22 protein-coding genes and 1 pseudogene are annotated in these 23,204 nt (G+C 72.4%); 10 read left to right on the top strand and 13 right to left on the bottom strand.

Annotated elements, in window-relative coordinates; all coding sequences use genetic code 11:
* Positions 1-81: 81 nt before the first annotated feature.
* The gene (locus IO33_RS0108235; protein WP_031161946.1) at positions 82-669 is read left to right on the top strand and encodes an RNA polymerase sigma factor; all 588 of its coding nucleotides are present in this window, start codon (positions 82-84) and stop codon (positions 667-669) included.
* The gene (locus IO33_RS0108230; RefSeq protein WP_031161944.1) at positions 659-1,417 is read left to right on the top strand and encodes an anti-sigma factor family protein; all 759 of its coding nucleotides are present in this window, start codon (positions 659-661) and stop codon (positions 1,415-1,417) included. Before IO33_RS0108235 ends, IO33_RS0108230 begins: the two co-directional genes overlap by 11 nt.
* Here the strand turns inward: IO33_RS0108230 and IO33_RS0108225 are convergent.
* The 8 genes from IO33_RS0108225 to IO33_RS0108190 all read right to left on the bottom strand — a co-directional run bounded on the left by IO33_RS0108225 (position 1,375) and on the right by IO33_RS0108190 (position 9,361).
* Positions 1,375-2,337 (bottom strand): serine/threonine-protein kinase, encoded by a 963-nt coding sequence (locus IO33_RS0108225; protein WP_063765747.1) that lies wholly within the window; start codon positions 2,335-2,337, stop codon positions 1,375-1,377. The two genes, IO33_RS0108230 and IO33_RS0108225, sit on opposite strands and share 43 nt — an antisense overlap.
* On the bottom strand, positions 2,334-4,148 hold the full coding sequence (locus IO33_RS0108220) for an ABC transporter ATP-binding protein (RefSeq protein ID WP_031161940.1): 1,815 nt from the start codon (positions 4,146-4,148) through the stop codon (positions 2,334-2,336). Before IO33_RS0108220 ends, IO33_RS0108225 begins: the two co-directional genes overlap by 4 nt.
* An 82-nt stretch (positions 4,149-4,230) precedes the next feature.
* Positions 4,231-4,437 (bottom strand): hypothetical protein, encoded by a 207-nt coding sequence (locus tag IO33_RS0108215; protein WP_031161938.1) that lies wholly within the window; start codon positions 4,435-4,437, stop codon positions 4,231-4,233.
* An 82-nt stretch (positions 4,438-4,519) separates the two neighbouring features.
* Entirely contained in the window at positions 4,520-5,323 is an 804-nt protein-coding gene (locus IO33_RS0108210; RefSeq protein ID WP_245235734.1) for an FAD:protein FMN transferase, read from the bottom strand.
* Complete coding sequence (locus IO33_RS0108205; RefSeq protein WP_031161936.1) at positions 5,316-6,068, bottom strand: FMN-binding protein; 753 nt, start codon at positions 6,066-6,068, stop codon at positions 5,316-5,318. Before IO33_RS0108205 ends, IO33_RS0108210 begins: the two co-directional genes overlap by 8 nt.
* A gap of 17 nt (positions 6,069-6,085) precedes the next feature.
* Positions 6,086-7,468, bottom strand: coding sequence for a ferredoxin reductase family protein (locus IO33_RS0108200; protein ID WP_031161935.1), 1,383 nt, complete (start codon positions 7,466-7,468; stop codon positions 6,086-6,088).
* 101 nt (positions 7,469-7,569) lie between these two features.
* The gene (locus tag IO33_RS43965) at positions 7,570-7,998 is read right to left on the bottom strand and encodes an FMN-binding protein (RefSeq protein WP_051926555.1); all 429 of its coding nucleotides are present in this window, start codon (positions 7,996-7,998) and stop codon (positions 7,570-7,572) included.
* 10 nt (positions 7,999-8,008) lie between these two features.
* A complete protein-coding gene (locus IO33_RS0108190; protein ID WP_031161934.1) occupies positions 8,009-9,361 on the bottom strand; it encodes a ferredoxin reductase family protein in 1,353 nt (450 codons plus the stop codon).
* Between the two features lie 224 nt (positions 9,362-9,585).
* Here IO33_RS0108190 and IO33_RS0108185 point away from each other — a divergent pair, with 224 nt between their 5' ends.
* The gene (locus IO33_RS0108185) at positions 9,586-10,326 is read left to right on the top strand and encodes a response regulator transcription factor (protein WP_031161933.1); all 741 of its coding nucleotides are present in this window, start codon (positions 9,586-9,588) and stop codon (positions 10,324-10,326) included.
* Positions 10,323-11,795 (top strand): sensor histidine kinase, encoded by a 1,473-nt coding sequence (locus IO33_RS0108180; RefSeq protein WP_051926553.1) that lies wholly within the window; start codon positions 10,323-10,325, stop codon positions 11,793-11,795. Before IO33_RS0108185 ends, IO33_RS0108180 begins: the two co-directional genes overlap by 4 nt.
* Positions 11,796-11,849: 54 nt before the next feature.
* Here IO33_RS0108180 and IO33_RS0108175 read toward each other — a convergent pair whose 3' ends face one another.
* The 3 genes from IO33_RS0108175 to IO33_RS52295 are packed head-to-tail and all read right to left on the bottom strand — an operon-like array spanning position 11,850 to position 14,021.
* Positions 11,850-12,554, bottom strand: a complete 705-nt coding sequence (locus tag IO33_RS0108175; protein ID WP_031161929.1) for a L,D-transpeptidase family protein — start codon at positions 12,552-12,554, stop codon at positions 11,850-11,852.
* A 3-nt stretch (positions 12,555-12,557) separates the two neighbouring features.
* Positions 12,558-13,145, bottom strand: a complete 588-nt coding sequence (locus IO33_RS0108170; protein WP_031161927.1) for a pyridoxamine 5'-phosphate oxidase family protein — start codon at positions 13,143-13,145, stop codon at positions 12,558-12,560.
* Positions 13,146-13,154: 9 nt separating this feature from the next.
* Positions 13,155-14,021, bottom strand: coding sequence for a hypothetical protein (locus tag IO33_RS52295; protein ID WP_051926550.1), 867 nt, complete (start codon positions 14,019-14,021; stop codon positions 13,155-13,157).
* A 193-nt stretch (positions 14,022-14,214) separates the two neighbouring features.
* Between IO33_RS52295 and IO33_RS47095 the strand changes: the two are divergent.
* The 5 genes and pseudogenes from IO33_RS47095 to IO33_RS0108140 form a co-directional block, all read left to right on the top strand.
* Positions 14,215-14,373: pseudogene (locus IO33_RS47095) on the top strand (argininosuccinate synthase); the annotation flags it as partial.
* Between the two features lie 50 nt (positions 14,374-14,423).
* Positions 14,424-15,857 (top strand): argininosuccinate lyase, encoded by a 1,434-nt coding sequence (gene argH / locus IO33_RS0108155; RefSeq protein WP_031161922.1) that lies wholly within the window; start codon positions 14,424-14,426, stop codon positions 15,855-15,857.
* A gap of 132 nt (positions 15,858-15,989) precedes the next feature.
* Positions 15,990-16,961 carry an aldo/keto reductase gene (locus tag IO33_RS0108150; RefSeq protein WP_031161919.1) on the top strand — a complete coding sequence of 324 codons (972 nt, stop codon included), beginning with the start codon at positions 15,990-15,992 and terminating at the stop codon, positions 16,959-16,961.
* 83 nt (positions 16,962-17,044) lie between these two features.
* Positions 17,045-17,596 (top strand): TetR/AcrR family transcriptional regulator, encoded by a 552-nt coding sequence (locus IO33_RS0108145; protein WP_031161916.1) that lies wholly within the window; start codon positions 17,045-17,047, stop codon positions 17,594-17,596.
* The gene (locus IO33_RS0108140) at positions 17,593-19,116 is read left to right on the top strand and encodes an MFS transporter (RefSeq protein WP_031161914.1); all 1,524 of its coding nucleotides are present in this window, start codon (positions 17,593-17,595) and stop codon (positions 19,114-19,116) included. Before IO33_RS0108145 ends, IO33_RS0108140 begins: the two co-directional genes overlap by 4 nt.
* A gap of 25 nt (positions 19,117-19,141) precedes the next feature.
* Here the strand turns inward: IO33_RS0108140 and IO33_RS0108135 are convergent, their stop codons facing one another.
* Both IO33_RS0108135 and IO33_RS0108130 read right to left on the bottom strand, forming a co-directional pair.
* Positions 19,142-20,773, bottom strand: coding sequence for a multicopper oxidase family protein (locus IO33_RS0108135; protein WP_031161912.1), 1,632 nt, complete (start codon positions 20,771-20,773; stop codon positions 19,142-19,144).
* Positions 20,774-20,895: 122 nt separating this feature from the next.
* On the bottom strand, positions 20,896-21,567 hold the full coding sequence (locus tag IO33_RS0108130; RefSeq protein ID WP_031161909.1) for a lysophospholipid acyltransferase family protein: 672 nt from the start codon (positions 21,565-21,567) through the stop codon (positions 20,896-20,898).
* Positions 21,568-21,928: 361 nt separating this feature from the next.
* Here IO33_RS0108130 and IO33_RS0108125 point away from each other — a divergent pair, with 361 nt between their 5' ends.
* Positions 21,929-23,113: a glycerophosphodiester phosphodiesterase gene (locus IO33_RS0108125; RefSeq protein ID WP_031161907.1), complete on the top strand. Its 1,185-nt coding sequence runs from the start codon at positions 21,929-21,931 to the stop codon at positions 23,111-23,113.
* Positions 23,114-23,204 lie beyond the last annotated feature (91 nt).

Genomic DNA, 23,204 nt, shown 5'->3' with positions numbered 1-23,204 from the left:
CAGAATGGGAATGTGATCTTCCGTGGCGGGCGGGCAGGCGGTCGGGCAATCCCGTGGCGGCCCTCGGCCGTATACAGAGGTGTGTCGGGTTTCCGGTTCCCTGTGAGCCGCCTCCCGGACGAGGCTCTGCTGTCCGGGCTGGCCACCGGTGATCCGGAACTCGCGGACACGTTCGTACGGAGGTTCCAGCACCGGGTCTTCGGAGTCGCCATGGCGGTCACCCGTGATCAGCAAGTCGCCGAGGACGTCGCCCAGCTGACGTTCGAGCGAGCCTGGCGGCATGCCCAGATCTACGACTCGCGCCGCGGCTCGGTCGCCACCTGGCTGACGACCATCGCGCACAACCTGGCCGTCGACGCCGTCCGCGCGCGCCGGAGCGAGCCGATGGCGTCCGAGGACCTCGACGCCCTCCTCGACGCCGTCACCGAGACCCCCGAGCAGTGGGCCCTGGCCGACGAGGCCTCCTCGCAACTGCGGGCCGCCGTGGCGCGACTGCCACGGGAACAGGCGCGGGCCCTGGTGATGGCGGGCATCTACGGACTGACGGCCCGGCAGATCGCCGAGCGGGAGGGGATCCCGCTGGGCACCGCCAAGACCCGGGTCAGGGCCGCGATGGCGAAGCTGCGCACCACCCTCGTGTCTCCGCAGCGAGGCGACCATGTCCAGTGACTGGAACTGCGACAAGCTGCGGGAGATCGGCGCCGAGCTCGCGCTGGGCGTGCTGTGCGGCAGCGAGCGGGCCGAGGCGGTCGCCCATCTGGACGGGTGCGCGGACTGCCGGGAGTACATCCGGCAACTGACCCTGGTCGGCGACCGGCTGATCGGCCTGCTGCCGGACAGCGACCCGCCCCCCGGCTTCGAGACCCGGGTGGCGCGCAGGCTGGCCCAGCAGGCGGTCACGCAGGAGGGCTCCGCAGGCGCGCGCGCGGCCGGCCGGGCGACCCGGAACTTCCGCGGCCGGGCCCGGATGCGGCTCGCCGCGGTCGCCACCACGCTCGCGGTCGCCGTCGGGTTCGCCGGCTGGGCGGTGGGCACCGCCGTCCAGCAGGTCACGGCGAGCGCGCCCACCACCGTGTCCGAGCCCATGCTGATGGGCGACATGATCGCGGCCAGCGGCCGGCCGGTCGGCGAGTTCTACGCCCACCCCGGAAGCCCCGGCTGGATCTTCATGTCCGTCGATCTCTCCGGGCGCCGCGGCTCCTACACCGGAACGGTCGCCTGTCTTCTCGAGCGTGCGGACGGCAGCATGGTCCACGTCGGGAACTTCTCCGTGCGCGGCGGCCGTGGTGACTGGGGCGTGGGGGCTCCCGGCGACCTGTCGGCCGTCCTCCGCGCCCGGCTGACCTCTCCGGACGGCACCGTCCTCGCCACGGCTCATCTGGCGAAGGGCCATGTGGTCGAGCCGGGGGACACCTGAGACACAGCGCGTCCGGCGCACGGACGGCACGCCGGGGGCAGCGTCGCCGCCAGGGCGGCGGCGAGTTCGGCGACCGCGGGCCGGGCCGCCGGTTCGGGCCGCAGACATATGTCGACGGCGGCGGCGAGCGCGGGCGGCAGACGCCGCAGGGAGGCGATGGGCGGGGCGCTCCCCTCCGACTGCGGACACCGGTCGTCAGGGTCGCCGGTGCCGTCGTACCGGTCGTCCCGGCCGCCGGTGACGCCGTCGTCCGTCCCGGCCTCGTCCCCCGCCCCGGTCCCGCCGCGGCGCAGCGGCGTCTCGCCGCACGCCACCTCGAACAGCGTGACGCCGATGCCCCACACGTCGGCGGCGGCCGTGAGCGGACCGCCGCGCGCCTGCTCAGGAGCCCGGTAGCCGAACGTGCCCAGCTCGGCGGGCGCCGGCCCGGGCGGCCGCGCGAGGCTCAGGTCCAGCACCTTCGCATGACCGCGCTCGACCACCACGTTGGCCGGTTTGAGGTCCAGGTGCAGCAGGCCCCGGCCGTGCAGATAGTGGACCGCGGAACACAGCTGCGTGCCGAGCAGCGCCACGTCCGCCGCGGCCGGCCGGCGCCGCAACCGGTGCACGAGGTGGGACAGCGTCTCACCGGTCAGCGTCTCCAGGACGACGAGCGGCTCGGGCGACGCCACGACGTCGTAGCCGCGGACCAGGTGCGGATGGCTGAACTCCCGCAGCCACCGGCCCTCCCGCAGCAGCCGCTCACCGAGGCGCGCCTCGCCCCGCCGGTCCGTCCGCACCAGCTTGAGCACACAACGGCAGGCCCGTTCCTCGCTCCAGGCGTCGTAGACGTCCTGCCAGCCGGTGCGCGTCAGATGCGCCAGGACCTCGTACCCCGGCGCCGGCCTCGCGCCCGGCGGGAGGGGCTCTCGGCCGCTCATGACAGCACCGTGCCCGCGCTGAGCCGGTGCAAGCGGGCGTACGTCCCCTCCACGCGGAGCAGTTCGGCATGGGCGCCGGTCTCCACCACCCGGCCGTGGTCGAGCACCACGATCCGCGTGGCGTCGCGGACGGTCAGCAGGTTGTGCGAGATGACGACGGTGGTCCGCCCGGCCATGAGCCGGCGCAACGGCTCCATGATCCGCCGCCCGGAGCGGGCGTCGAGCCCCGTGGTCGGCTCGTCCAGCAGCAGCACCGGGGCGTCCCTGATCATCGCGCGGGCGATCGCCAGGCGCTGGCACTGCCCGCCGGACAGCGTCCGGCCCCGCTGGCCGACCAGCGTGTCGTAGCCCTCCGGGAGCCGCTCGATGAACTCGTGGGCGTCGGCGGCACGCGCCGCCGCGACGATGTCCGCCTCACCGGCACCGGGCCGGCCGTAGGCGATGTTCTCGCGCACGGTGCCGTGGAAGACGAGCGTCTCCTGGAGCACCACCGCGATGTTCTCCCGTACGTCGGTCGGGCTCAGCTCCCGCAGGTCCGATCCGTCGAGCAGGACCGCGCCCCGGTCCGGGTCGTAGAAGCGCAACTGGAGCTTGGCGACCGTGGACTTGCCGGCGCCGCTCGCCCCGACCAATGCCAGGGTCTCCCCGGGAGCCACCCGGAAGGAGACGTCCGACAGCGCCCACGAGGAGGTACCGGGGTAGCGGAAGCAGACGCCGTCGAACTCCACCTCGCCCCGCGCGCGGCCGATCCGCCGGGCGCCCGGGGCGTCGACGACCTGCGGGCGCTGGTCCAGCAACTCGATGATCCGCTCGGCCGAGGCGGAGGCCGCGTAGAAGGTGGTGCCGAGCCCGGACAGGCCGTGCACCGGGCCGTAGAGCTTGCCGATCAACGCGAGGAACACCAGCAGGCCGCCCAGCGTCAGGTGTCCCTGGGCCAGCTTCCAGGTGCCGAGGCCCAGCACCGCGAGAACGCCCGTCACCTCGATCATCTCGACCAGGGGCCCGTAGACGGACCGGATCCGGGCCGAGGCCATCGCCGCCCGGAACCTTCCGATGTTCTCCCGCTCGAACCGGCGCTCCTCCCACCCCTGCCGGTTGTACGCCTGGACCAGGGCGACGTTGCCGAGCGCCTCCTCGGCGATCGCGCTGAGCGAGCCGCTGCGCCGCCTGCGCTCCCGCGACGCGGCCTTGATCAGCCGCGAGAAGTGCCGGGCGGCGACCCAGAACAGCGGCACGATGGCCAGGGCCAGCAGGGTCAGGTCCCACCGCAGGTAGAACAGCAGGCCCAGGAAGACACCCAGCTGGACCACGTAGTAGAGGATGTCCGCCACCCCGGAGAGCAGGAACGTCTCCACCGAGTCGACGTCCCCCGTGACGCGGGACAGCACGTCGCCGAGTCGCCGGCGTTCGAAGAAGCCGAGCGAAAGCCCCTGCACGTGCCGGAACACGTCGGAGCGCAGAGAGAGCAGGAAGCGCTCGCCGACCCAGGTGGACAGCACGTCGTCGGCGAACCCCAGGATCCCGGAGAAGACGACGAGCCCCAGGTACGCCGGCGCGATCCACAGCAGCGGCCGCAGGTCGCGGGGGACGAGCACACCGTCCACGACGACCTTGAAGAGCCAGATCTCGGCGGCGTCCACGGCCGGGCCGAGCAGGCTGAAGAAGAGGACGGGCACGAGCCAGCGACGGCCGCCGCGCGTGTAGGGCCAGAACCGCCGGAACACCGCCCGTGGGGAGACAGGGGGCGCGGCGTCGACGACGGCGTCGGAGGTGTCCCCGACCGAGAGCAGACGCCGCAGGAGATGCGCCATGGGATGCGTTCCTCGGGGATCGGGGGATCGGGGGAGCGGACCTGGGTCCTCCGGCCCCGGGCCCGCTCAGCCTTGTGTGTGGTCAGTAGCCGCCGTGGCCGCCGTGGCCACCGTGGCCGCCATGGCCTCCGTGGTCACCGTGGCCGTGGTCGCCGTGACCGTGGCCGTGGTCGCCGTGACCGTGGCCGTGGTCACCGTGGTCGTGACCGTGACCCGAGAAGTCGTGGCCCGACGAGTCATCGCCGTGGTCCCGGCGCATGGCCGGGAAGAGACTGCTGAAGATAGCCATTGCGTTCCTCCCGAAACTTGCTGCACAGGAGATACGTGTCAGGGCGGGAATGGGATGGCTGTTTCCGGAAGAAATTCCATTTTCAACCCAGTCGCGCGGCCAGCCCCCCGGTGCACCGCACCTCGTCACCGGCCGTGATCAGCAGCGCCTCCGCCTCGGGCAGCGACTCCAGCCACTCCAGTCCCGCCCGCGAACCCATCGCGAACGCCGCCGTGGCCCAGCAGTCCACCCAGGTCAGCCGTGGCCCCACCACCGTCACGGACACCAGGTCCGTGACCGCCGGCCGGCCCGTCCGCGGGTCCACGATGTGCGCGCCCCGCTCGGCCGTGCCCGACGTCGCCACCGACAGTTCGTCCGCCCCCGCGGCCGAGATCACCGCCGCCAGCCCGCCCGGACGCAGGGGATCGGACACGCCGACCCGCCACGGCCGGTGCGGCTCCGGCGCACCCAGCATCTGGACGTCCCCGCCCCCGTTCACGCTGACCCCGCGCACCCCGGCCACCCGCGCCAGCAGCCGTGCGGCCCGCTCCGCCGCCCAGCCCTTGACGATGCCGGTGGGATCCAGCGCCCCCCGGTAGCGCGGGCTGAACCAGCCGTCGCTCCTGCGTTCCGCCTCGGCCGCGAGGTCCAGCACCTCCGCCACCTCCGGCGCGCACTCCGCCACGGTCAGCTCCCCCCGGGCCAGCCGCGAGACCTCGCTGTCCTCCCGGTAGGTGCTGAAGACCGCGTCCGCCCGGTGCAGTCCGGCCACCGCTTCGGCGAGCGCCTCGCGTACCGCACGCGCATCCCCGCCGCGGACGTCGAAGGAGAAGACGGTCCCCATGACCTCCTCCGCGTGACGCACCGCGGGGGGAGCCTCGGCAGGCCCGGCCACCGTGTCAGCCACCGGCCTGGTCCAGCGCGGACTGCAGCGACTGCTTGTAGCCGGTGCTGGTGTAGGTGGCGCCGGAGACGGCGTCGATGTCGGCGTTCCCGGCCGCGACGGCCTCCTGGTTGAGCCTGGGTATGGCCATGGCCGTCTTCTGGTCGCTGAGGCCGCCCTTGGGGGCCTGTACGGCCGCCGCCCCGGTGACCTTGCCGCCGGCGACGGTGACGCGCACCTGGACGGGCCCGTACTGGGTCTGCGCGACCTTTCCGGTGACGGTGCGCGCCTGGGCGGCCCCGCCGGCGGACGCCGACGACGGCTTCAGCTTGTCCAGCGCCGACTGCAGTGACTTCTTGTACCCCGTGCTCGTGTACGTCGCCCCGGACACCGAGTCGATCTGCGCGCTCTGCGCCGCGACGGCCTCCTGGTTGAGCTTGGGTACCGCCATGGCCGTCTTCTGGTCGCTGAGGCCGCCCTTGGGCGCCTGTACGGCCTCCGCCCCGGTGACCTTGCCGCCGGCGACGGTCAGCCGTACCTGCACGGTCCCGTACTGCGTCTGCGTCGCGTCACCGGTCACCGTGCCGGAGCCGGCGGAGGCCTGCGCGCCACCCCCGGTGCCGCCCTGCGGTGACTGCTGCGCCGCCGCGCCCACCGCCGACGCCGAGGCCGGATCGGACGCCGGCTTCAGCGACAGCAGCAGTACGACACCGGACACGGTGGCGGCCGTGGCCAGGACGACCCGCCGGATCGGGTGGCTCTTCCTCATGGCTTCGCAGCTCCTGCTCACATCTCGAACGACTCGTGGTGGATGCGGCGGGCGGGGACCCCCGCGCCGCGCAGCGCCTCGTACACCGACTGCGCGAACCCGGCCGGGCCGCACATGAACACGTCGTGGTGGTCGATGTCCGGGATCTTCCGCTGGAGGTTCTCCGCGGAGATGTCCGGCCGCTCGCCCTCCGGGCTGTTCACCGCGTACATCAGCCGGGCGCCCCGCTCGTCGGCGATCTTCGCCAGCTCGTCCCACAGCGCCAGGTCCTGGGTGCTGTTGGCCCGGTAGAGCAGGGTGATGTCACCGGCCGCGCCGGGCAGCGTCTCGAACAGGGCCCGCATCGGCGTGATGCCCACCCCGCCCGCGACCAGCAGCACCTTGCCCCGGCTGCGGCGCTGCGCGGTCATCGCACCGTACGGGCCCTCCGCCCACACCCGGGTGCCGGGCGTCAGCTCGCGCAGCCGGGCACTGTGGTCCCCGATCGCCTTCACCGTGATCCGCAGCATGTCCGGGCGGGGGGCCGCCGACAGCGAGTACGGGTGCGAGCTGAAGCGCATCCCGGGGGCGAGGAACCGCCAGCGGAAGAACTGCCCCGCCTCCGCGCCCATCCGGTGCAGCCTCCGCCCGCCGATCAGCACCGACACGATGCCCGGCGTCTCCTCGATGACCGCCTCCACCCGCATGCGGTGACGGAGGTTCAGCCGGATCGGGGTGAGGATGCGGTACCAGATCACCAGCGCGGTGACGGTGCCGTACAGCCCGTACCAGAAGGTCTTGGCGGCGGGTTCGACCGCGAAGTCGTTGCCGGTGGTGATCTGGTGCCAGAACGTCAGGAACACCGCCGCGTAGGTCAGCAGATGGACGTGGTACCAGGTGTCGTACGGCAGCCGGCGGCGGATCCCGCCGACCGAGCTCAGGCCGATGAGCACGAACAGACCGGTGCCGATGGCGGCCTTGCCCATGTCGGGCAGCTGGTTGATGGAGTCGATGGTCTGCTGGACGATGTCGCCGAGCGACTTGCCCGCCTGGAGCGCGTACCCCCACATGGTCAGGAACACATGGGCCACGATCAGACAGAGCGTGTAGCGGCCGCTCATCGCGTGCCAGCGGGCCACCCGGTCCGAGCCGACCCGCCGCTCCAGCGCCGGTACGCGCGCCATCTGGAGCACGACCAGGGCCATCAGATAGCCGGCCAGCAGGCCGGTGATGCGGCCCGCGTTGAGGATCTTGCTGTTGTCGTCGGCGATGGACGGTGTGTTGTGCCACCAGAGCCACAGCACGGCCGCCGCGCCCGCCCAGACGGCGAGCAGCAGCGGGACGGCCGGTGAGCGGCGCGGGCGGATGCGGCGCATCGTCTGGCGGCGGGCGGCACGTCCGCCTGCGAGCGTGGTGGTCACGGTTCCTCCGTGGGGACTTGACCCTTGGCCCAGAGATACGTGTCGCATGCGCTGAGTGTTCAGAACCCGGCCGAGTCCAGCGCGGACTGGAGTGACTGGCGCTAACCGTCGCTCGTGTACGTCGCTCCCGACACGGCGTCGATCCGCGCGCTCTGCGCGGCCAGCGCCTCGCGCCGCAGCTGGGGCAGGGCGTACCCGTTGATCTCCTGGTCGCGCGGGTTGTCCTGCGGGTACTGCACCGCCGTCACGTCCGTGAGCCGGCCGCCCTGCACCGTCACCCGCACCTGGACCGGTCCCCAGCGGGTCTGGACGGTGTCGCCGGTGGCGCTCCCGAAGGCCTCCTCGGCACCCGCGGTGGAGCCGGCCGACGGGCTCGAACCACCGGACGCGGCCGGGGGCTTCGCGCTCGCCGACGCCGGCGTGGGAGCCGTGTGCGGCTTCAGCGACAGCAGCAGCACCATTCCGGAGACGGTCGCGGCACCGGCGAGCACGATGCGGCGCAGCGGACGGCTCTTCTTCAACGCGTGCACTTCCGGGCCCTCACAGTTCGAACGACTCGTGGTGGATACGACGGTCCGGCACCCCGGCCGCCCGCAGCGCCTCGTACACGTCCCGCGCGAAGCCGTCCGGCCCGCACAGGTAGACGTCGTGGCCGGCCAGCCCGGGGAAGGTCGCGCGCAGCGACTCCGCCGTGAGGGGCGGGCGCTCGCCCCCGGGACCGTTCAGCGCGTACAGCACCGGTGCGCCGCGCCAGCGGGCGATCGCCTCCAGTTCGCCGCCCAGCGCCAGGTCCTCGACCCGGCGCGCCCGGTAGAGCAGGGTGACCTCGCCGGGCAGCGTCTCGAACAGCGCGCGCAGCGGGGTGACCCCGACACCGGCCGCGATCAGCAGGGAGCGGTGGCCGGCGGCGCGGTCGGCGGTCAGCGAGCCGTACGGGCCCTCCGCCCACACCCGGGTGCCGGGCCGCAGCAGCGCCACGGCCGCGCTGTGGCCGCCGAGCGCCTTGACCGTGATGCGCAGGCGGTCCGGGCGCGGCGGCGCGGACAACGAGTACGGCGTCGACGTCCAGCGCAGGCCCGCGCCGAGGAACCGCCAGCGCAGGAACTGCCCGGGCCGCGCGCCGAGTTCGTCGAGGTGCCGCCCGCGCACGACGACCGAGTACACCCCCGGGGCCTCCTGGTGCACCGACTCCACCTGCAGCCGGTGGCGCCGGTTGAGCCGGACCGGGGCGAGGATCCGGAACCACAGCACCAGGGCCGCGACGCCCAGGTAGAGCGCGTACCACAGGGCGGTCGCGACCGGCTTGCCGTTGAACTCGTCCCCCAGCGTCAGCTGGTGGAAGAAGGCGAGGAAGACGGCCGCGTACGTCAGCAGGTGGACGTGGTACCAGAACTCGTGGCTGGTGCGGCGGCGCACCGCCCGGGCCGAGGTGATCCCCACCGCGAACAGGATCACCGTGCCGGCGGTGGCCTTGAGCATGTCCGGGTAGTCCAGGACGACGGTCACCGTCTCGTGCCAGAGCGAGGCCCGGTCCTGCGCCGCGTACCCGGCGAGGATCAGCACGATGTGCGCGACGAGCAGGCAGACCGTGTACCGGCCGGCCATCGCGTGCCAGCGGGCCACCCGGTCCGAGCCGATCCGCCTCTCCAGCAGCGGCACCCGCGCCATCAGGCCGACGAGCACCGCGCAGACGTACCCGCACAGCAGCCCGGCGATCCGCCCGGCGCCGGTCAGCCAGCCGGCCGTACCGACCACGGACCCGGTGTCCGCCCACCAGAGCGCCGTCACGGCCGCCGCCCCCGCCCACAGCACGGCCAGCACGGGCCCCGCGGGGGAGCGCCGTGCGGTCAGGGGCACCGGCGGGGCCGCGTGCCGCGCGTCCACGGTGGTCATCAGTCGCTGTCCCTTCGTCCGGCGTACCTTCGTCCGGCGTACCGGGCCACTGTGCGCGGTGAAGCTCTGAACCACCTCTGAGCGGTCCCCTGACCAGGCCTTTCAGAGGAGACTCAGAGGGCGTTCCCAGCCCGCGTTCAGCAAGCGGGTGCGCGCACTCAGAGAAAACTCAGAGGGCGGGCGGTACGTCCCACCCCGCCACCTGGGTGATGCTGGTAGACGCGATGAACACCACCCGGTCCGGCCGCCCGGCCCTCACCCGCCCCGACGGCACCCCGCTGCGCGTCCTCGTCGTCGACGACGACCCCGACCTCGCGGAGGTGCTCACCGGCGCCCTGCGCTACGAGGGCTGGGAGGTGCGCGCGGCCGGCGACGGCGCCTCGGCCCTGACCACCGCGCGCGAGTTGCTGCCCGACGCCGTCGTCCTGGACGTGATGCTCCCGGACACCGACGGCTTCGCCGTGCTGCGCCGCCTGCACGGGGTGAAGCCCGACGTCTGTGTGCTCTTCCTCACGGCGCGGGACGCGGTCGAGGACCGGATCGCCGGCATCACGGCCGGCGGCGACGACTACGTCACCAAGCCCTTCAGCCTGGAGGAGGTCGTCGCCCGGCTGCGCGGCCTGCTGCGCCGGGCGGGCATGGCGCGTCAGCTGGAGGAGGGGCCGCGCCTCGCCGTGGGCGACCTGGTGATGGACGAGGAGGCCCGCGAGGTCACCCGGGCCGGCGAACTGATCGAACTCTCGCCCACGGAGTTCGAACTGCTCCGCTTCCTCATGCGCAACCCGCGCCGGGTCCTGAGCAAGGCGCAGATACTCGACCGGGTGTGGTCGTACGACTTCGGGGGCCGCGCCCATGTCGTGGAGCTGTACATCTCCTACCTGCGCAAGAAGGTCGACGCGGGCCGCGAGCCCATGATCCACACCGTGCGCGGAGCGGGCTACGTCCTGAAGCCGGTGACCAAGTGAGCCGGCTGCCCCGCCTGCCCCGGCCGTCGTGGCCCCGCACCCTGCGCGCTCGTCTCACCGCCGGCCTGGTGGTACTGCTGGCGGTGAGCTGCGCGGCCGTGGGCCTGGCCGCCGTCGTCGAGCTGAACGGCTTCCTCACCCAGCGCCTGGACGAGCAGCTCGCCCAGGTCGGCACCCGGTTTCCCGAGAGCCTGGAACACAACGGCAGGCTGCAGGACGACCACGACGGGGACGAACACGGTGACACCCGCCGGATGGCGACCGGCACCTTCGGGGCGCGGCTGCTGAACGGCCGGGTCACCAACAAGGGCCTCATCCGGGGCGGCGACCCGTCCGCCGACCTGGGCGTCGGCCTGACGGCCCGGGACGGCGAACGCCTGGCCCGGGTGCCGGCCGACGGCCGGCCCCACACCGTCGAACTGTCCGCCCTGGACGACTACCGCGTCGTCGCCTCCGCCGGCCGGGACGGCGACGTGCTGATCGTCGGCCTGCCGCTGGAGCCGGTGCAGGCCACGGTCCACCGGCTGGAACTGGTCGCCGCGAGCGTCTTCGGCCTGGCCCTGGTGGTGACCGGCGTGGCCGGGGCCCTCTGGGTGCGCTGGTCACTGCGGCCGCTCAGCCGGGTCGCCGCCACCGCCACCCGGGTCAGCGAGCTTCCGCTGGCCAGCGGTGAGGTGGCGCTGCCGGCGCGCGCTCCGGACGCCGACCCGGACGGCGAGGTCGGCCGGGTCGCCGGCGCCTTCAACCGGATGCTCGGCCATGTCGAGGACGCGCTGACCAAACGGCACGCCAGCGAGGAGCGGCTGCGCCGCTTCGCCGCCGACGCCAGCCACGAGCTGCGCACCCCGGTCGCCTCGGTCCGTGGCCACGCCGAACTGGCGCTCCTCCATCCGGGCCCGGTTCCCCCCGAGGTGACCCGCGCCCTGCACCGCATCACGGCCGAGTCGGCCCGCATGGGCGAGATGGTCGACGACCTGCTCCTGCTGGCCCGGCTCGACGCCGGCCGGCCCCTGGAGCGCCGGCCCGTCGACCTCACCCACCTGGTCCTGGACGCGGTCACCGACGCCCGCGCCACCGGCCCCGACCACCGCTGGACCCTGGACCTGCCGGAGGAACCGGTGACGGTCCCGGGCGACGCCCACCGCCTCCACCAGGTGGTGGCCAACCTGTTGGCCAACGCGCGGGTGCACACCCCCGTCGGCACCAAGGTGACGGTGACGCTGCAGGCCGGTACCGACGCGGCCGTCCTCGCCGTCCACGACGACGGACCCGGCGTCCCCGAGGGCGTCCAGCCCGATGTCTTCGAGCGCTTCACCCGGGCGGAACACCGCCGCCGAGCCGGCGCTCCCGGCGGCGGGGCGGGCCTGGGCCTGTCCATCGTGGCGGCGGTGGCGGAGGCGCACGGCGGGACGGTGGGCCTGGAGAGCGGCCCGGGTTCCACGACGTTCACGGTCCGCCTTCCGGCCTGAGCGGACGCGAGCCCGCGCCGGCATCCCGGCTCCGCCGCGCGGGCGGACCGTACGTCAGTACCGGGTGAGAGCCGTGGTCCCGTCCACGGTCCCGATGGCGACATGCACCTGTTTCCCGGGCACCACCCACCGCAGGATCCGATCCATCGCGTCCTGGGGCACCGACACACAGCCCGCCGTGGCCCCCGTTCCGTTGACGTGCAGGAAGATGCCGGCGCCGCGCCCGCGTACCGGCTGGTCGTAGTTGAAGCCGATCACGAGCGCGTACGTGTACTGCGTCGCGTACGAGACGAGGTGCTCGGACTCCGTCTCCCGGCAGTCGCCCGGCAACGGATCCACCCATCGGTTGTACGACGTCGAGTCGTTGTCCTGGCACCACCACGAACTGTCCTTCACGGCCCGGTACTCGATGCTCGTCCCGCTCGGCGCCGCCTTGATCCCGAAGCCGAACGGAACGCTGTACAGCCCCGTCGGCGTGGTGTTCGTGCCCTGGGTACGCGAGCCGCCCTCGACGAGCCCGTTCGCTCCGAACCGTGCCGGTGCCGTGCCCGTCTGCACCCACTGCCCGTCCTTCAGGTCCCACCAGGTGAGCGTGCCCGAGGTGGAGTCGGTGCGGTCCGCCTGCGCGGTGATCAGCTGGCTGCCGCCGCCGGTGTCCGCCATCCGCGCGGGCAGCGGATCGGAGGCGGCACGCGCGGGGGGACCGAGCAGGACGAGCGAGGACGCGGACACAAGGGCGAGTACCACACCGGGGCGCATGGCTCAGACGGTAGACGGCGGAAGCGGCAACGGCAGCCCGGGTAGTCCGTCCAGACTCGTCCCGACATGCTCCTTCTTCTCGAAGTAGGCGCCCAGCGAGGCGTCGTCCTCGCGGGCGAAACGCTGTCCGTGCAGGTCGCGGTCCTCCTCGTACGCCATGTAGGGGACGGCGTACCCGCAGGTGTCGCGCACCAGTTCGGCGTGCACCACGATGACGGCGCGCAGCCCGTGCGCGGTGTGGTCGATGTCCGGGAAGTGGGCGAGCAGTTCCCGGAAGCGCGGGTCGTCGCGGAAGACCGGCTCGCCCCGGCCGTGCACGCGCACGATGTTCGGGGGGCCCTGGAAGGCGCACCACATCAGGGTGATGCGGCCGTTCTCCCTGAGGTGGGCGATGGTCTCCGCGTTGGAGCCGGCGAAGTCCAGGTAGGCCACGGTCAGTCCGTCGATGACGGCGAAGGATCCCCGCAGGCCCTTGGGGGAGAGGTTGACCGTGCCGTCGCCGGCCAGCGGGGCGGTCGCCGTGAAGAAGACGGGCTGCTCCTCGATGAACGTCCGGAGCCTGCCGTCGATGCGTTCATAAGTCTTTCCCATGTCTAACGATTATCGGGGCAACTCCTTCACCCGTCTGAGGAATTCCGGAAGAGGCCGCCGCCCGGGCCCGCCGTGGCCGCCCGGCCGGGGGCGGCCACGGCGGGCTGCCGCCTCACCGTGTGAGCGTGCAGGCGGCCAGGGGGGGGTCTGGAGGAGGGCGAGGTTGCGGTCGACCTCGGCCCGGGCGGAGGCGGGCACGGCGGGCAGCTCGGAGGCGACGTCCGGGCAGGTGATCGTGCCGGTCCCGGGGTTTCCTCCGGCTGTCGCGCCGGTGCCCGCCTGCCGGGAGGCGGCCGCGCTTGGTGCCGAACCGGTCGCCTTGCCGGCTGCGCCCCCGGTCGCGTTCAGGGCGCAGGCGGCCAGGGGGGCGAGGCCGGTGGGTTTGGTGGTGGTGCGGCCGATGGCGAGGGCGATGCGGTCGATGGTGGAGGCGCGTTTGTCCTTGAGGGGTCCGAGGATGGGGGGGGCGAGGCCGGTGGGTTTGGTGGTGGTGCGGCCGATGGCGAGGGCGATGCGGTCGATGGTGGAGGCGCGTTTGTCCTTGAGGGGTCCGAGGATGGCGTTGTCGACGAAGTGGGGTCCGCCTTGGCCCGCGCTGGTCTGCAAGCGCTTGTCGGCTTGGGTCTGGAGGAGGGCGAGGTTGCGGTCGACCTCGGCCCGGGCGGAGGCGGGCACGGCGGGCAGCTCGGAGGCGACGTCCGGGCAGGTGATCGTGCCGGGACTCGCCAGGGTGCGGGCCCGCGCGGCGCCGTCGCTCTGCGCGGGGGTTCCGGCGAGGGCCGAGCCGGCGATCACCGCGCCGGACAGCACCACGGCGGCGGCACCGCCGATGAGCGCCACGCGACGCCTGTCGTACTTCGGAAGAGCCCTGGACATACGGATGCCTCACTCCGGTCGGATCGATGTGGACCACGCGGCGCCTGCGTGCGGAGGGAAGTGCGGGAAAGCGATTTCATCCGTTCAGCCCTGCCCCTGATCGATCACCCTGTCCTTGATTGACGAATCATGCAGCGTTCTGCATACTCATGCATGACAGCAAGTGCAGTGTGAGGAGAAACCCGTGACCGAGCGCGTCGTACTCGCCGGCCGGCGCTCCGAGTCGTCGCTGTACGACTTCCACCTCGCCACCTACGACACCGGCGACACCTTCGACCAGGCCGCCGCCAAGGGCTTCATCGACATCTACAGCCTGTCGTCGAAGATCGCCGCCCGGCGGGACCTCGCGTGAGTACGGTGCCTACGGTCCGCACATCCACCCCCTCTCTAGGAGCAGCGCAAGTGAGCAGCAACAGCGGTGACGTACGGCTCTGGGGCGCCCGTTTCGCCGACGGTCCCGCCGAGGCCCTGGCCAAGCTGTCCGCGTCCGTCCACTTCGACTGGCGGCTCGCGCCGTACGACATCGCCGGCTCGCGTGCCCACGCGCGCGTGCTGCACAAGGCGGGACTCCTCACCGAGGACGAGCTGACCCGTATGATCGCCGGGCTCGACCAGCTGCAGGCGGACGTGGCCTCCGGCGCCTTCGTGGGCACCGTCGCCGACGAGGACGTGCACACCGCCCTGGAGCGCGGCCTGCTGGAGCGCCTCGGCCCCGACCTCGGCGGCAAGCTGCGCGCCGGCCGCTCGCGCAACGACCAGGTGGCGACCCTCTTCCGGATGTACCTCAGGGACCAGGCCCGCACGATCGGCGGCCTGATCGCCGACCTCCAGGACGCCCTGATCGGCCTCGCCGAGGCCCACCCGGACGTCGCGATGCCCGGCCGCACCCATCTGCAGCACGCCCAGCCGGTGCTCTTCGCCCACCACGTCCTCGCCCATGTGCAGTCCCTGTCCCGGGACGCGGAGCGCCTGCGCCAGTGGGACGACCGCACGGCGGTCTCCCCGTACGGCTCCGGCGCCCTCGCCGGCTCCTCGCTGGGCCTGGACCCGGAGGCGGTCGCACGGGACCTCGGCTTCGAACACGGCAGTGTCGGCAACTCCATCGACGGCACGGCCTCGCGTGACTTCGTCGCCGAGTTCGCCTTCATCACCGCCATGATCGGCGTGAACCTCTCCCGGATCGCCGAGGAGATCATCATCTGGAACACGAAGGAGTTCTCCTTCGTGACCCTGCACGACGCGTTCTCCACGGGCTCGTCGATCATGCCGCAGAAGAAGAACCCGGACATCGCCGAGCTGGCGCGCGGCAAGTCCGGCCGGCTGATCGGCAACCTCACCGGTCTCCTCGCGACCCTGAAGGCCCTGCCCCTCGCGTACAACCGCGACCTGCAGGAGGACAAGGAGCCGGTCTTCGACTCCTGCGACCAGCTGCAGGTGCTGCTTCCCGCCTTCACCGGCATGATCGCCACCCTGACGGTCAACCGCGAGCGCATGGAGGAACTGGCCCCGGCCGGCTTCTCGCTCGCCACCGACATCGCCGAGTGGCTGGTCAAGCAGGGCGTGCCGTTCCGCGTGGCGCACGAGGTCGCCGGCGAGTGCGTGAAGGTGGCCGAGGCCGAGGGCAAGGAGCTGGACGACCTCACGGACGAGCAGTTCGCGAAGATCTCCGCGCATCTCACCCCCCAGGTGCGGTCCGTCCTCAACGTCCCGGGTGCCCTCGCCTCCCGCAACGGCCGTGGCGGCACGGCGCCCAGCGCGGTCGCGGTCCAGCTGACCGAGGTCAAGGCGGACGTGGCGGCCCAGCACGAGTGGGCGCGGGCCAGGACGAAGAGCTGAGCCGCGGCGCCCCTCGCAGCCACAGCGCACCCGCACCCGCCGACGCACCGCACGAACCCGGCTCCGAGGCGAAGGTCATCACGGGTTACGTTGGTCGGGAGCCGTACCGGAGCCGACCGAACGGAGCCCGCGATGCCCTTCGCCCGCCTGGCGACAGCGACAACCCCCACCTGCCACATCGGACTGGGTCTCGCCGCGGTCGGCCGCCCCGGCTACATCAACCTCGGCCGCGACGACGACCTCGGGGACGACCGCAGTGTCGACACGCTGCGCACCCGCAGCCACGAACTCCTCGACGCCGCGTACGCCCAGGGCGTCCGCTACTTCGACGTCGCGCGTTCCTACGGCCGTTCGGAGGAATTCCTCGCCGACTGGCTGAACGCCCGCCCCGAGGTGAACGACGTGGTCATCGGCAGCAAGTGGGGCTACACGTACACGGCGGGCTGGTCGGCGGACGCCGAGACGCACGAGGTCAAGGACCACGGCCTCGCCACCTACGAGCGGCAGCGCGCCGAGACCGACGCACTGCTCGGTGACCGGCTCGACCTCTACCAGATCCACTCGGTGACCCCGGACAGCCCGGCCCTGACCGACAAGGACCTGCACGCCCGGCTCGCCGAGGCCGCCGCCCAGGGCCTGACCATCGGCTTCTCCACCAGCGGCCCCGCCCAGGCCGACGCCGTCCGCGCCGCGCTCGCCGTGACGGTCGACGGCGAGCCCCTCTTCCGTACCGTCCAGTCGACGTACAACGTGCTGGAGACCTCGGCGGGGCCCGCGCTCGCCGAGGCGCACGACGCCGGGCTGACGGTGATCGTCAAGGAGGGCATGGCCAACGGCCGGCTGGCCGCGCCGCACGCACCGCAGGCGCTGCGGGCCGTCGCCGAGGAGACCTCCCTGGGCTGCGACGCCGTGGCCCTCGCCTGGATCCTGCGCCAGCCCTGGGCCGGCGTCGTCCTCTCCGGCGCCGCGACCGTCGCCCAGCTCGCCTCCAACCTCCACGCTCCCGCCGTCGACCTCGACGCGGACCAGCTGACCCGCCTCGCCGCGCTCGCCGAGGACCCTCGCGCCTACTGGGAGCGGCGCGGACAGCTGCCCTGGCACTGACGATCACCCGCTCTGACCAGCGGTAATGAGTCACTCATGGCTATTGTGAGACATGAATGTCTCATGTGGGCTATCCTTGTCTCATGGCCCTCGACCGTGACCACGTGCTGCGCAGCGCAGCCGCCCTGCTGACCCGCAAGTCCACCGCGACCATGGACGAGGTCGCCAAGGCCGCCGGAATCAGCCGCGCCACGCTGCACCGCCACTTCGCCGGCCGGGACGCTCTCGTACGGGCGCTGGAGGCGCTCGGCATCGCCGAGTGCGACGCCGCCCTGGACCGGGCCCGCCCGGAGGAGGGCTCCGCCGCCGACGCCGTACGCCGGCTCCTGCGCGAGATCCAGCCGGCCGCCGGGCTGCTCGCCTTCCTCTACGGCGAGAACCAGCTGTGGGAGGGCGAGCGGCAGCACGACGGCTGGCGGCGGCTCGACGCCCGGATCGGCGCCCTGTTCCAGCGCGGACAGCAGGCCGGCGAGTTCCGCATCGACCTCACCCCGGTCTGGCTCACCGAGGCGCTGTACGGCCTGATCGCCTCGGGCGCCTGGGCCACCCTGGACGGCCGCGTGGCCGCCCGTGACTTCCCGACCATGATCGCCGAGCTGCTGCTCGGCGGTGCTCTGCGAAGAGAGGAATCATGACCAGCACCCTGCAGCCGGCTCGCGCGGCGGAGGTGGAGAAGCGCCCGGGCCGCTGGCTCGCGCTCTCCGTCCTCGTCCTGGCCGTGCTGCTGGTGGCCGTCGACGCCACCGTCCTCGGCCTGGCGACCCCGTACATCAGCGAAGACCTCAACCCCACCGGCACCCAGCTGCTGTGGATCGGTGACGTCTACTCCTTCGTCATCGCCGGCCTGCTGGTCTCCATGGGCAGCCTCGGCGACCGCATCGGCCGCAAGCGGATCCTGCTCGGCGGCGCCACGGCGTTCGGCGCGCTGTCCGTCCTGAACGCCTACGCGACGACTCCCGAACTGATGATCCTGGCGCGGGCCCTGCTCGGTGTCGCGGGCGCGACTCTGATGCCCGCGACCCTCGCCCTGATCCGCAACATCTTCCACGACGCGCGCGAACGCAGCCTCGCCGTGGGCATCTGGGGCGCGACCGCCTCCGCCGGCACGGCCGTCGGCCCGATCACCGGCGGCTTCCTCCTCGAACACTTCTGGTGGGGCTCGGTCTTCCTGATCAACCTGCCCGTGATGGCGGTCCTGGTCCTGGTCGGCATCCGCACCCTGCCCGAGTCCCGCAACCCGGCCCCCGGCCCCTGGGACCTGAGCAGCGTCGTGCTGTCGCTGGTCGGCATGATCGCCGTCGTGTACGCCGTCAAGGAGGCCGCGACCCACGGCCTGACATGGACCACGTGCGCCGCCGGCCTGCTGGGCGCCGCCGCGCTCTACGGCTTCGTGCACCGCCAGCTCACCATGCCGTCCCCGCTGCTGGACATGCGTCTGTTCCGGCGCCGTGGCTTCAGTGGTGCGGTCCTCGCCGACCTGCTGACCGTGCTCGGCATGTCCGGCCTGGTGTTCTTCCTCTCCCAGTACCTGCAACTCGTCCAGGGCAGACGCCCGTTCGAGGCGGGCCTGGCCGAACTGCCCGCCGCCGTCGGCGCGGTGGCGGCCGGTCTGGTCGCGGGCCGCGCGGCGCGCCGCTTCTCGGTACGGGCGGTGGTCTCGGGCGGTCTGGCGGCCGTCGGCCTGGCCCTGGCCGCGCTGACGACGCTCGGCCGGTCCACCGGCTACCCGGTCCTCGGCGCCGCCCTCCTGGTCGTGGGCATCGGCGCGGGCTTCTCCTTCACGGTCACCGCGGACGTCATCCTCTCCAGCGTCCCCAAGGACCAGGCAGGCGCCGCCTCGGCGGTCTCCGAGACGGCGTACGAACTGGGCGCGGCTCTCGGTATCGCCCTCCTGGGCTCCATCGTGACGGGCGTCTACCGCGACTTCACCGGCCCGACGGGCACCCCCGCCACGGCCCACGAGTCACTGGGCGCGGCGGTGGAGGCGTCGGCGCACATGCCGCAGCACGCGGCCGAGCAGATGCTCGACGCGGCCCGTGCCTCCTTCGTCCACGGCCTCCAGCTGGCCTCGGGCGCGGGAGCGGTGGTCCTGCTGGGGACGGCAGCGGCGGCGTGGTTCCTGCTGAAGGGCCAGCGACTGGAAAGCGCCGGGTGAGCGCGACCCTCGAACGCCCCGGACCTCACCGTTTGTAACCGAGCACCGTCATCATCCCGCTCTCCGAGTGGTACTGGTTGTGACAGTGCAGCATCCACAGTCCGGGATTGTCGGCGTCGAAGTCGAGGACCAGCTTCCGGTGCGGCAGCACGATCGCGGTGTCCTTGCGCGCCCCGACGGAGTCCAGTCCGGCCAGCGCGAAGGTGTGCCCGTGCAGGTGCATCGGATGCCACATGCTGGTGGCGTTGATGAGGGTGAGCCGCACCCGTTCACCGGCGCGGACGGGGTGGCGTTGCCGCTCGGAGTAGGCCTGGTGGTCGAACCCCCAGTCGTACCTCCTCATGCTGCCCGTGATCCTGATGCGCATCTCGCGGTCGGGATCACGGTCGTCGAGGGCCACGGAGTCCTGCGGCACGAGGCGGCGGGCGGGGACGGTCTCCCCGTCCAGTTCGTCCGGGCGGACGTCGCCCGAGGGAAGGTTTCCGCTCCCCTTGTCGGTGCGCAGGACGGCGAGGGCCTGGCCCTTCTTGCCCTCGGGGACCGCGACCAGGGGGAAGACACCGTCCCGGACGGTGACCAGCACGTCGTACCGCTCCGACATGCCGATGAGCAGGGCGTCGGTCTTCTTGTGCTCCACGGGGTAGCCGTCGGTGTGGGTGACGGTCATCTTGTGGTCCGCCAGCGCGACCCGGAAGGCGGTCTCGGAACCGGCGTTGACGAAGCGCAACCGGACCCGGTCGCCCGGCCGGCAGCGGAACACCGACGGCCGGCCGGGCAGGCGCCCGTTGACCAGGTAGTGGGGGTAGGCGACGCTGCCGCCCTCCCCGTCGAGCATGCGGCTGCGGGACGAGTGCAGCACCCGGGAGGGGCCCGCGGGCGTCCCGGACGGCGACGGGTGCGCGACCGCGGGCCGGCGGGGGCTCGGGCCGGCGTGACCGGGGCCCATGGCCATGTTCCCCATGTCCATGGAGCCGCCGGGCCTGAGCTGGCTCAGGACCTGCTCGGGGGTGGAGCCTTCGACGCCGTCGAGCCAGTCGTCCAGGACGACGATCCACTCCTTGTCGTAGGAGAGAGTCTCCTTCGGGTCGTCGACGACGAGCGGCGCGTACAGCGCCCGGTCGGGCTGCAGTCCGACGTGCGAGTGCAGCAGATAGGTCCCCGGGTGCCTGACGGTGAAGCGGTAGCGGAAGTCGTCCCCGGGGCGGATGGCCTGCTGGGTCAGGTCCGGCACGCCGTCCATGTCGCACCGCAGCCGCACCCCGTGGGAATGCAGTGTGGTCGTGGTGGGCAGCCGGTTGGCGAGCGTCAGGTCGAGCACGTCACCGGCGGTGACACGCACCAGCGGGCCCGGCACCTCCTCGTTGTACGCCCAGGTCCGCACGGACAGCCCGCCCAGATCCAGCTTCGCCTCCTCGGCGGTGAACCTGAAGGTGCGCACCTGGCCGCCGGATCCGCGTCGGCGCTCGGCCGCGAGCACCTCCGGATCCGACGGGTTGACGTACCCCCTGGGTCCGGCCGGGACGAACTTCCCTCCGCCGCTCGCGCGTTGCGGGCCGGAGCCGGGCGCGTCACCGCCTTCGGTGCAGGCTGCCAGGATTCCCGCGCCGACTGCGGCGATCGGGGTGCGGAGCAGAATACGCCGAGAAGGTTTGTACATGCCTGAATCAGACATGTCGTGTGCTCATATAACCAACGCATACGGCCGAATGTCCGCTGTGTCGGCGTCAGATTCCATCTGGCGGAGGGACGCCCGCGCCGAGCCGGCCGGGCGCGACGGGGCTAGGCGGCCTTCGCCTTCGTGGCGTACATGTCCACGTACTCCTGCCCGGACAGCCGCATGACCTCCGCCATCACGGAGTCGGTCACGGCCCGCAGCACATAGCGGTCCCGGTCCATGCCCTCGTACCGGGAGAACTCCATGGCCTCGCCGAAGCGGACGGTGACCCGGCCGGGACGCGGGATGCCCCGGCCGCCCGGCTGCAGCTTGTCCGTGCCGATCATCGCGAACGGCACCACCGGCGCACCGGTCATCAGCGTCAGCCGCGCGATCCCGGTACGGCCCCGGTACAGCCGGCCGTCGGGCGAGCGCGTGCCCTCGGGGTAGATCCCGAAGATCTTCCCCTCCTCCAGGATCCGCCGCCCGGTCATCAGGGCGGCCACACCGCCGCTCGCGCCGTCCCGGTCCACCGGGATCATGCCGACACCGGTGAAGAACCACGCCATCAGGCGGCCCTTGACGCCCTTACCGGTGACGTACTCGTCCTTGCCGATGAAGAACACCTGCCGCTTGGTGACCACCGGCAGCACGATCGAGTCGATGAACGTGAGGTGGTTGCCGGCCAGAATGACCGGACCGTCCCCCGGAATGTGCTCCACGCCCTCCACCTGTGGGCGGAACATCAGGCGCATGATCGGTGCGAGCACTGCCTTGATGAGCGCGAAGCGGGACAACGGGTCCTCCGATGCCGAGGGGTCGATATGAGTCTGTGCAGGTGAGGACATTACTCGCGGTCCCGGGGTGGGCGCACATCGGGTGCGGCCGGTTCACCGAGGTCTTACGAAGAGTTGACGTGGGTTTACCTGCGGTGACGCATCGGGGACGGGCTGTAACGTCCCCGTGACGGTGTGACGGAGATCGCCCCGGAGGGCCGTCCGGTGACGCGGTCTCCGGCGCCACTCCGGCGGTCCGTCGTCACCCGCCTCCCACCGGACACCCGCCACCACCCGCGTGTTCCGGCCAAGGACTCCCTTCGGTCATGTCCACGCCCCTACGATCGGCCCGCACTCACGAGCGGACGGCAGGAGGGCGCTGATGGGCAGCGACCAGGCGAACGAGAAGACGCAGGGCACCGGACGGCGGGCGATCCTCGGCGCGGCGGTGTTCGGCGCGAGCGGGGCGGTCCTCGGACTGCCGGGCACGGCCGGGGCGGCCGGGGCGGCCGGGGCCCGGACGTCCGGGCGCGGGGGCCGGGGGCTGAAGAGCCTGCCGGTGCCCACGATCATCGGCCACCGCGGTGCGAGCGGCTACCGCCCCGAGCACACCTTCGGTTCGTACGAACTGGCCCTGGACCTGGGGGCCGACGTGGTCGAGGCGGGCGACCTGGTGCCCACCAAGGACGGTCATCTGGTCTGCCGGCACGAACCGGAGATAGGCGGCACCACGGACGTCGCCGCGCGCCCGGAGTTCGCCGGCCGCAAGACCACCAAGGTCGTCGACGGCGTCTCCACCACCGGCTGGTTCACCGAGGACTTCACGCTCGCCGAGCTGAAGACCCTGCGGGCCGTCGAGCGCATCCCGGCCAACCGGCCGCACAACACCCTCTACAACGGACGCTGGGAGATCCCCACGTTCGAAGAGGTCCTCAAGTGGCAGGACGAGCAGACCCGCAAGCGCGGCAAGCAGGTCTGGATCTACCCCGAGACCAAGCACCCCACCTACTTCCGCAAGCTCGGCCTGGGCCTGGAGGAGCGGGTCGCCAAGCTGCTGCGCAAGTACGGCAAGGACGGCCGGAACTCGCCTGTCATCCTGCAGTCCTTCGAGCCCACCAGCATCCAGAAGCTGAACCAGCTGGTGGACAACCCGCTCGTCGTGCTGCTCTCCACCGCCGACAGCCGTCCCTACGACTTCGTCGAAGCGGGCGACCCGCGCACGGTCGCCGACCTGATCACGCCCAAGGGCCTGCGGGAGATCGCCGGCTACGCGCAGGGCATCGGTCCGACCCTGGACCTCGTCATCCCCAAGAACGCGGACGGCACGCTGGCCAAGCCGACGACCCTGGTCTCCGACGCGCACCGGGTGGGCCTGGTCCTGCACCCCTACACCATGCGCAACGAGAACCCGTTCCTCCCGGCCGAGTACCGCAAGGGCAGCGCGGCCGACGCCTACGGCGACTCCTTCGGCGCCTTCAGGACGTACTTCGCGACCGGCATCGACGGCGTCTTCACCGACAACGCCGACACCGGCCTGCTCGCCCGCGCCGACTTCCTGGCGGGCTGACCTCGTCAACGGCCCGACCCTCCCGCACCCCGTTCGGGGTGTCTGCGCGCCGCCCCGGAAACCTGCTCCCGGGGCGGCGCGTCGTTCCGCA

Origin of the sequence: Streptomyces durhamensis (assembly GCF_000725475.1) — a bacterium.
Taxonomy (GTDB): domain Bacteria; phylum Actinomycetota; class Actinomycetes; order Streptomycetales; family Streptomycetaceae; genus Streptomyces; species Streptomyces filipinensis.
Note: the sequence above shows the minus strand (reverse complement) of the source record. Positions and strands in the feature narration are given on the sequence as shown.

What these genes read in the sequence shown, in the direction of transcription:
- IO33_RS0108230 (WP_031161944.1), top strand. Translation starts at nt 659, where the DNA reads ATGTCCAGTGACTGGAACTGCGACAAGCTGCGGGAGATCGGCGCCGAG.
- IO33_RS0108225 (WP_063765747.1), bottom strand. Translation starts at nt 2,337, where the DNA reads ATGAGCGGCCGAGAGCCCCTCCCGCCGGGCGCGAGGCCGGCGCCGGGG.
- IO33_RS0108220 (WP_031161940.1), bottom strand. Translation starts at nt 4,148, where the DNA reads ATGGCGCATCTCCTGCGGCGTCTGCTCTCGGTCGGGGACACCTCCGAC.
- IO33_RS0108215 (WP_031161938.1), bottom strand. Translation starts at nt 4,437, where the DNA reads ATGGCTATCTTCAGCAGTCTCTTCCCGGCCATGCGCCGGGACCACGGC.
- IO33_RS0108205 (WP_031161936.1), bottom strand. Translation starts at nt 6,068, where the DNA reads ATGAGGAAGAGCCACCCGATCCGGCGGGTCGTCCTGGCCACGGCCGCC.
- IO33_RS0108190 (WP_031161934.1), bottom strand. Translation starts at nt 9,361, where the DNA reads ATGACCACCGTGGACGCGCGGCACGCGGCCCCGCCGGTGCCCCTGACC.
- IO33_RS0108185 (WP_031161933.1), top strand. Translation starts at nt 9,586, where the DNA reads ATGAACACCACCCGGTCCGGCCGCCCGGCCCTCACCCGCCCCGACGGC.
- IO33_RS0108175 (WP_031161929.1), bottom strand. Translation starts at nt 12,554, where the DNA reads ATGCGCCCCGGTGTGGTACTCGCCCTTGTGTCCGCGTCCTCGCTCGTC.
- IO33_RS0108170 (WP_031161927.1), bottom strand. Translation starts at nt 13,145, where the DNA reads ATGGGAAAGACTTATGAACGCATCGACGGCAGGCTCCGGACGTTCATC.
- IO33_RS52295 (WP_051926550.1), bottom strand. Translation starts at nt 14,021, where the DNA reads ATGTCCAGGGCTCTTCCGAAGTACGACAGGCGTCGCGTGGCGCTCATC.
- IO33_RS0108150 (WP_031161919.1), top strand. Translation starts at nt 15,990, where the DNA reads ATGCCCTTCGCCCGCCTGGCGACAGCGACAACCCCCACCTGCCACATC.
- IO33_RS0108145 (WP_031161916.1), top strand. Translation starts at nt 17,045, where the DNA reads ATGGCCCTCGACCGTGACCACGTGCTGCGCAGCGCAGCCGCCCTGCTG.
- IO33_RS0108140 (WP_031161914.1), top strand. Translation starts at nt 17,593, where the DNA reads ATGACCAGCACCCTGCAGCCGGCTCGCGCGGCGGAGGTGGAGAAGCGC.
- IO33_RS0108135 (WP_031161912.1), bottom strand. Translation starts at nt 20,773, where the DNA reads ATGTACAAACCTTCTCGGCGTATTCTGCTCCGCACCCCGATCGCCGCA.
- IO33_RS0108125 (WP_031161907.1), top strand. Translation starts at nt 21,929, where the DNA reads ATGGGCAGCGACCAGGCGAACGAGAAGACGCAGGGCACCGGACGGCGG.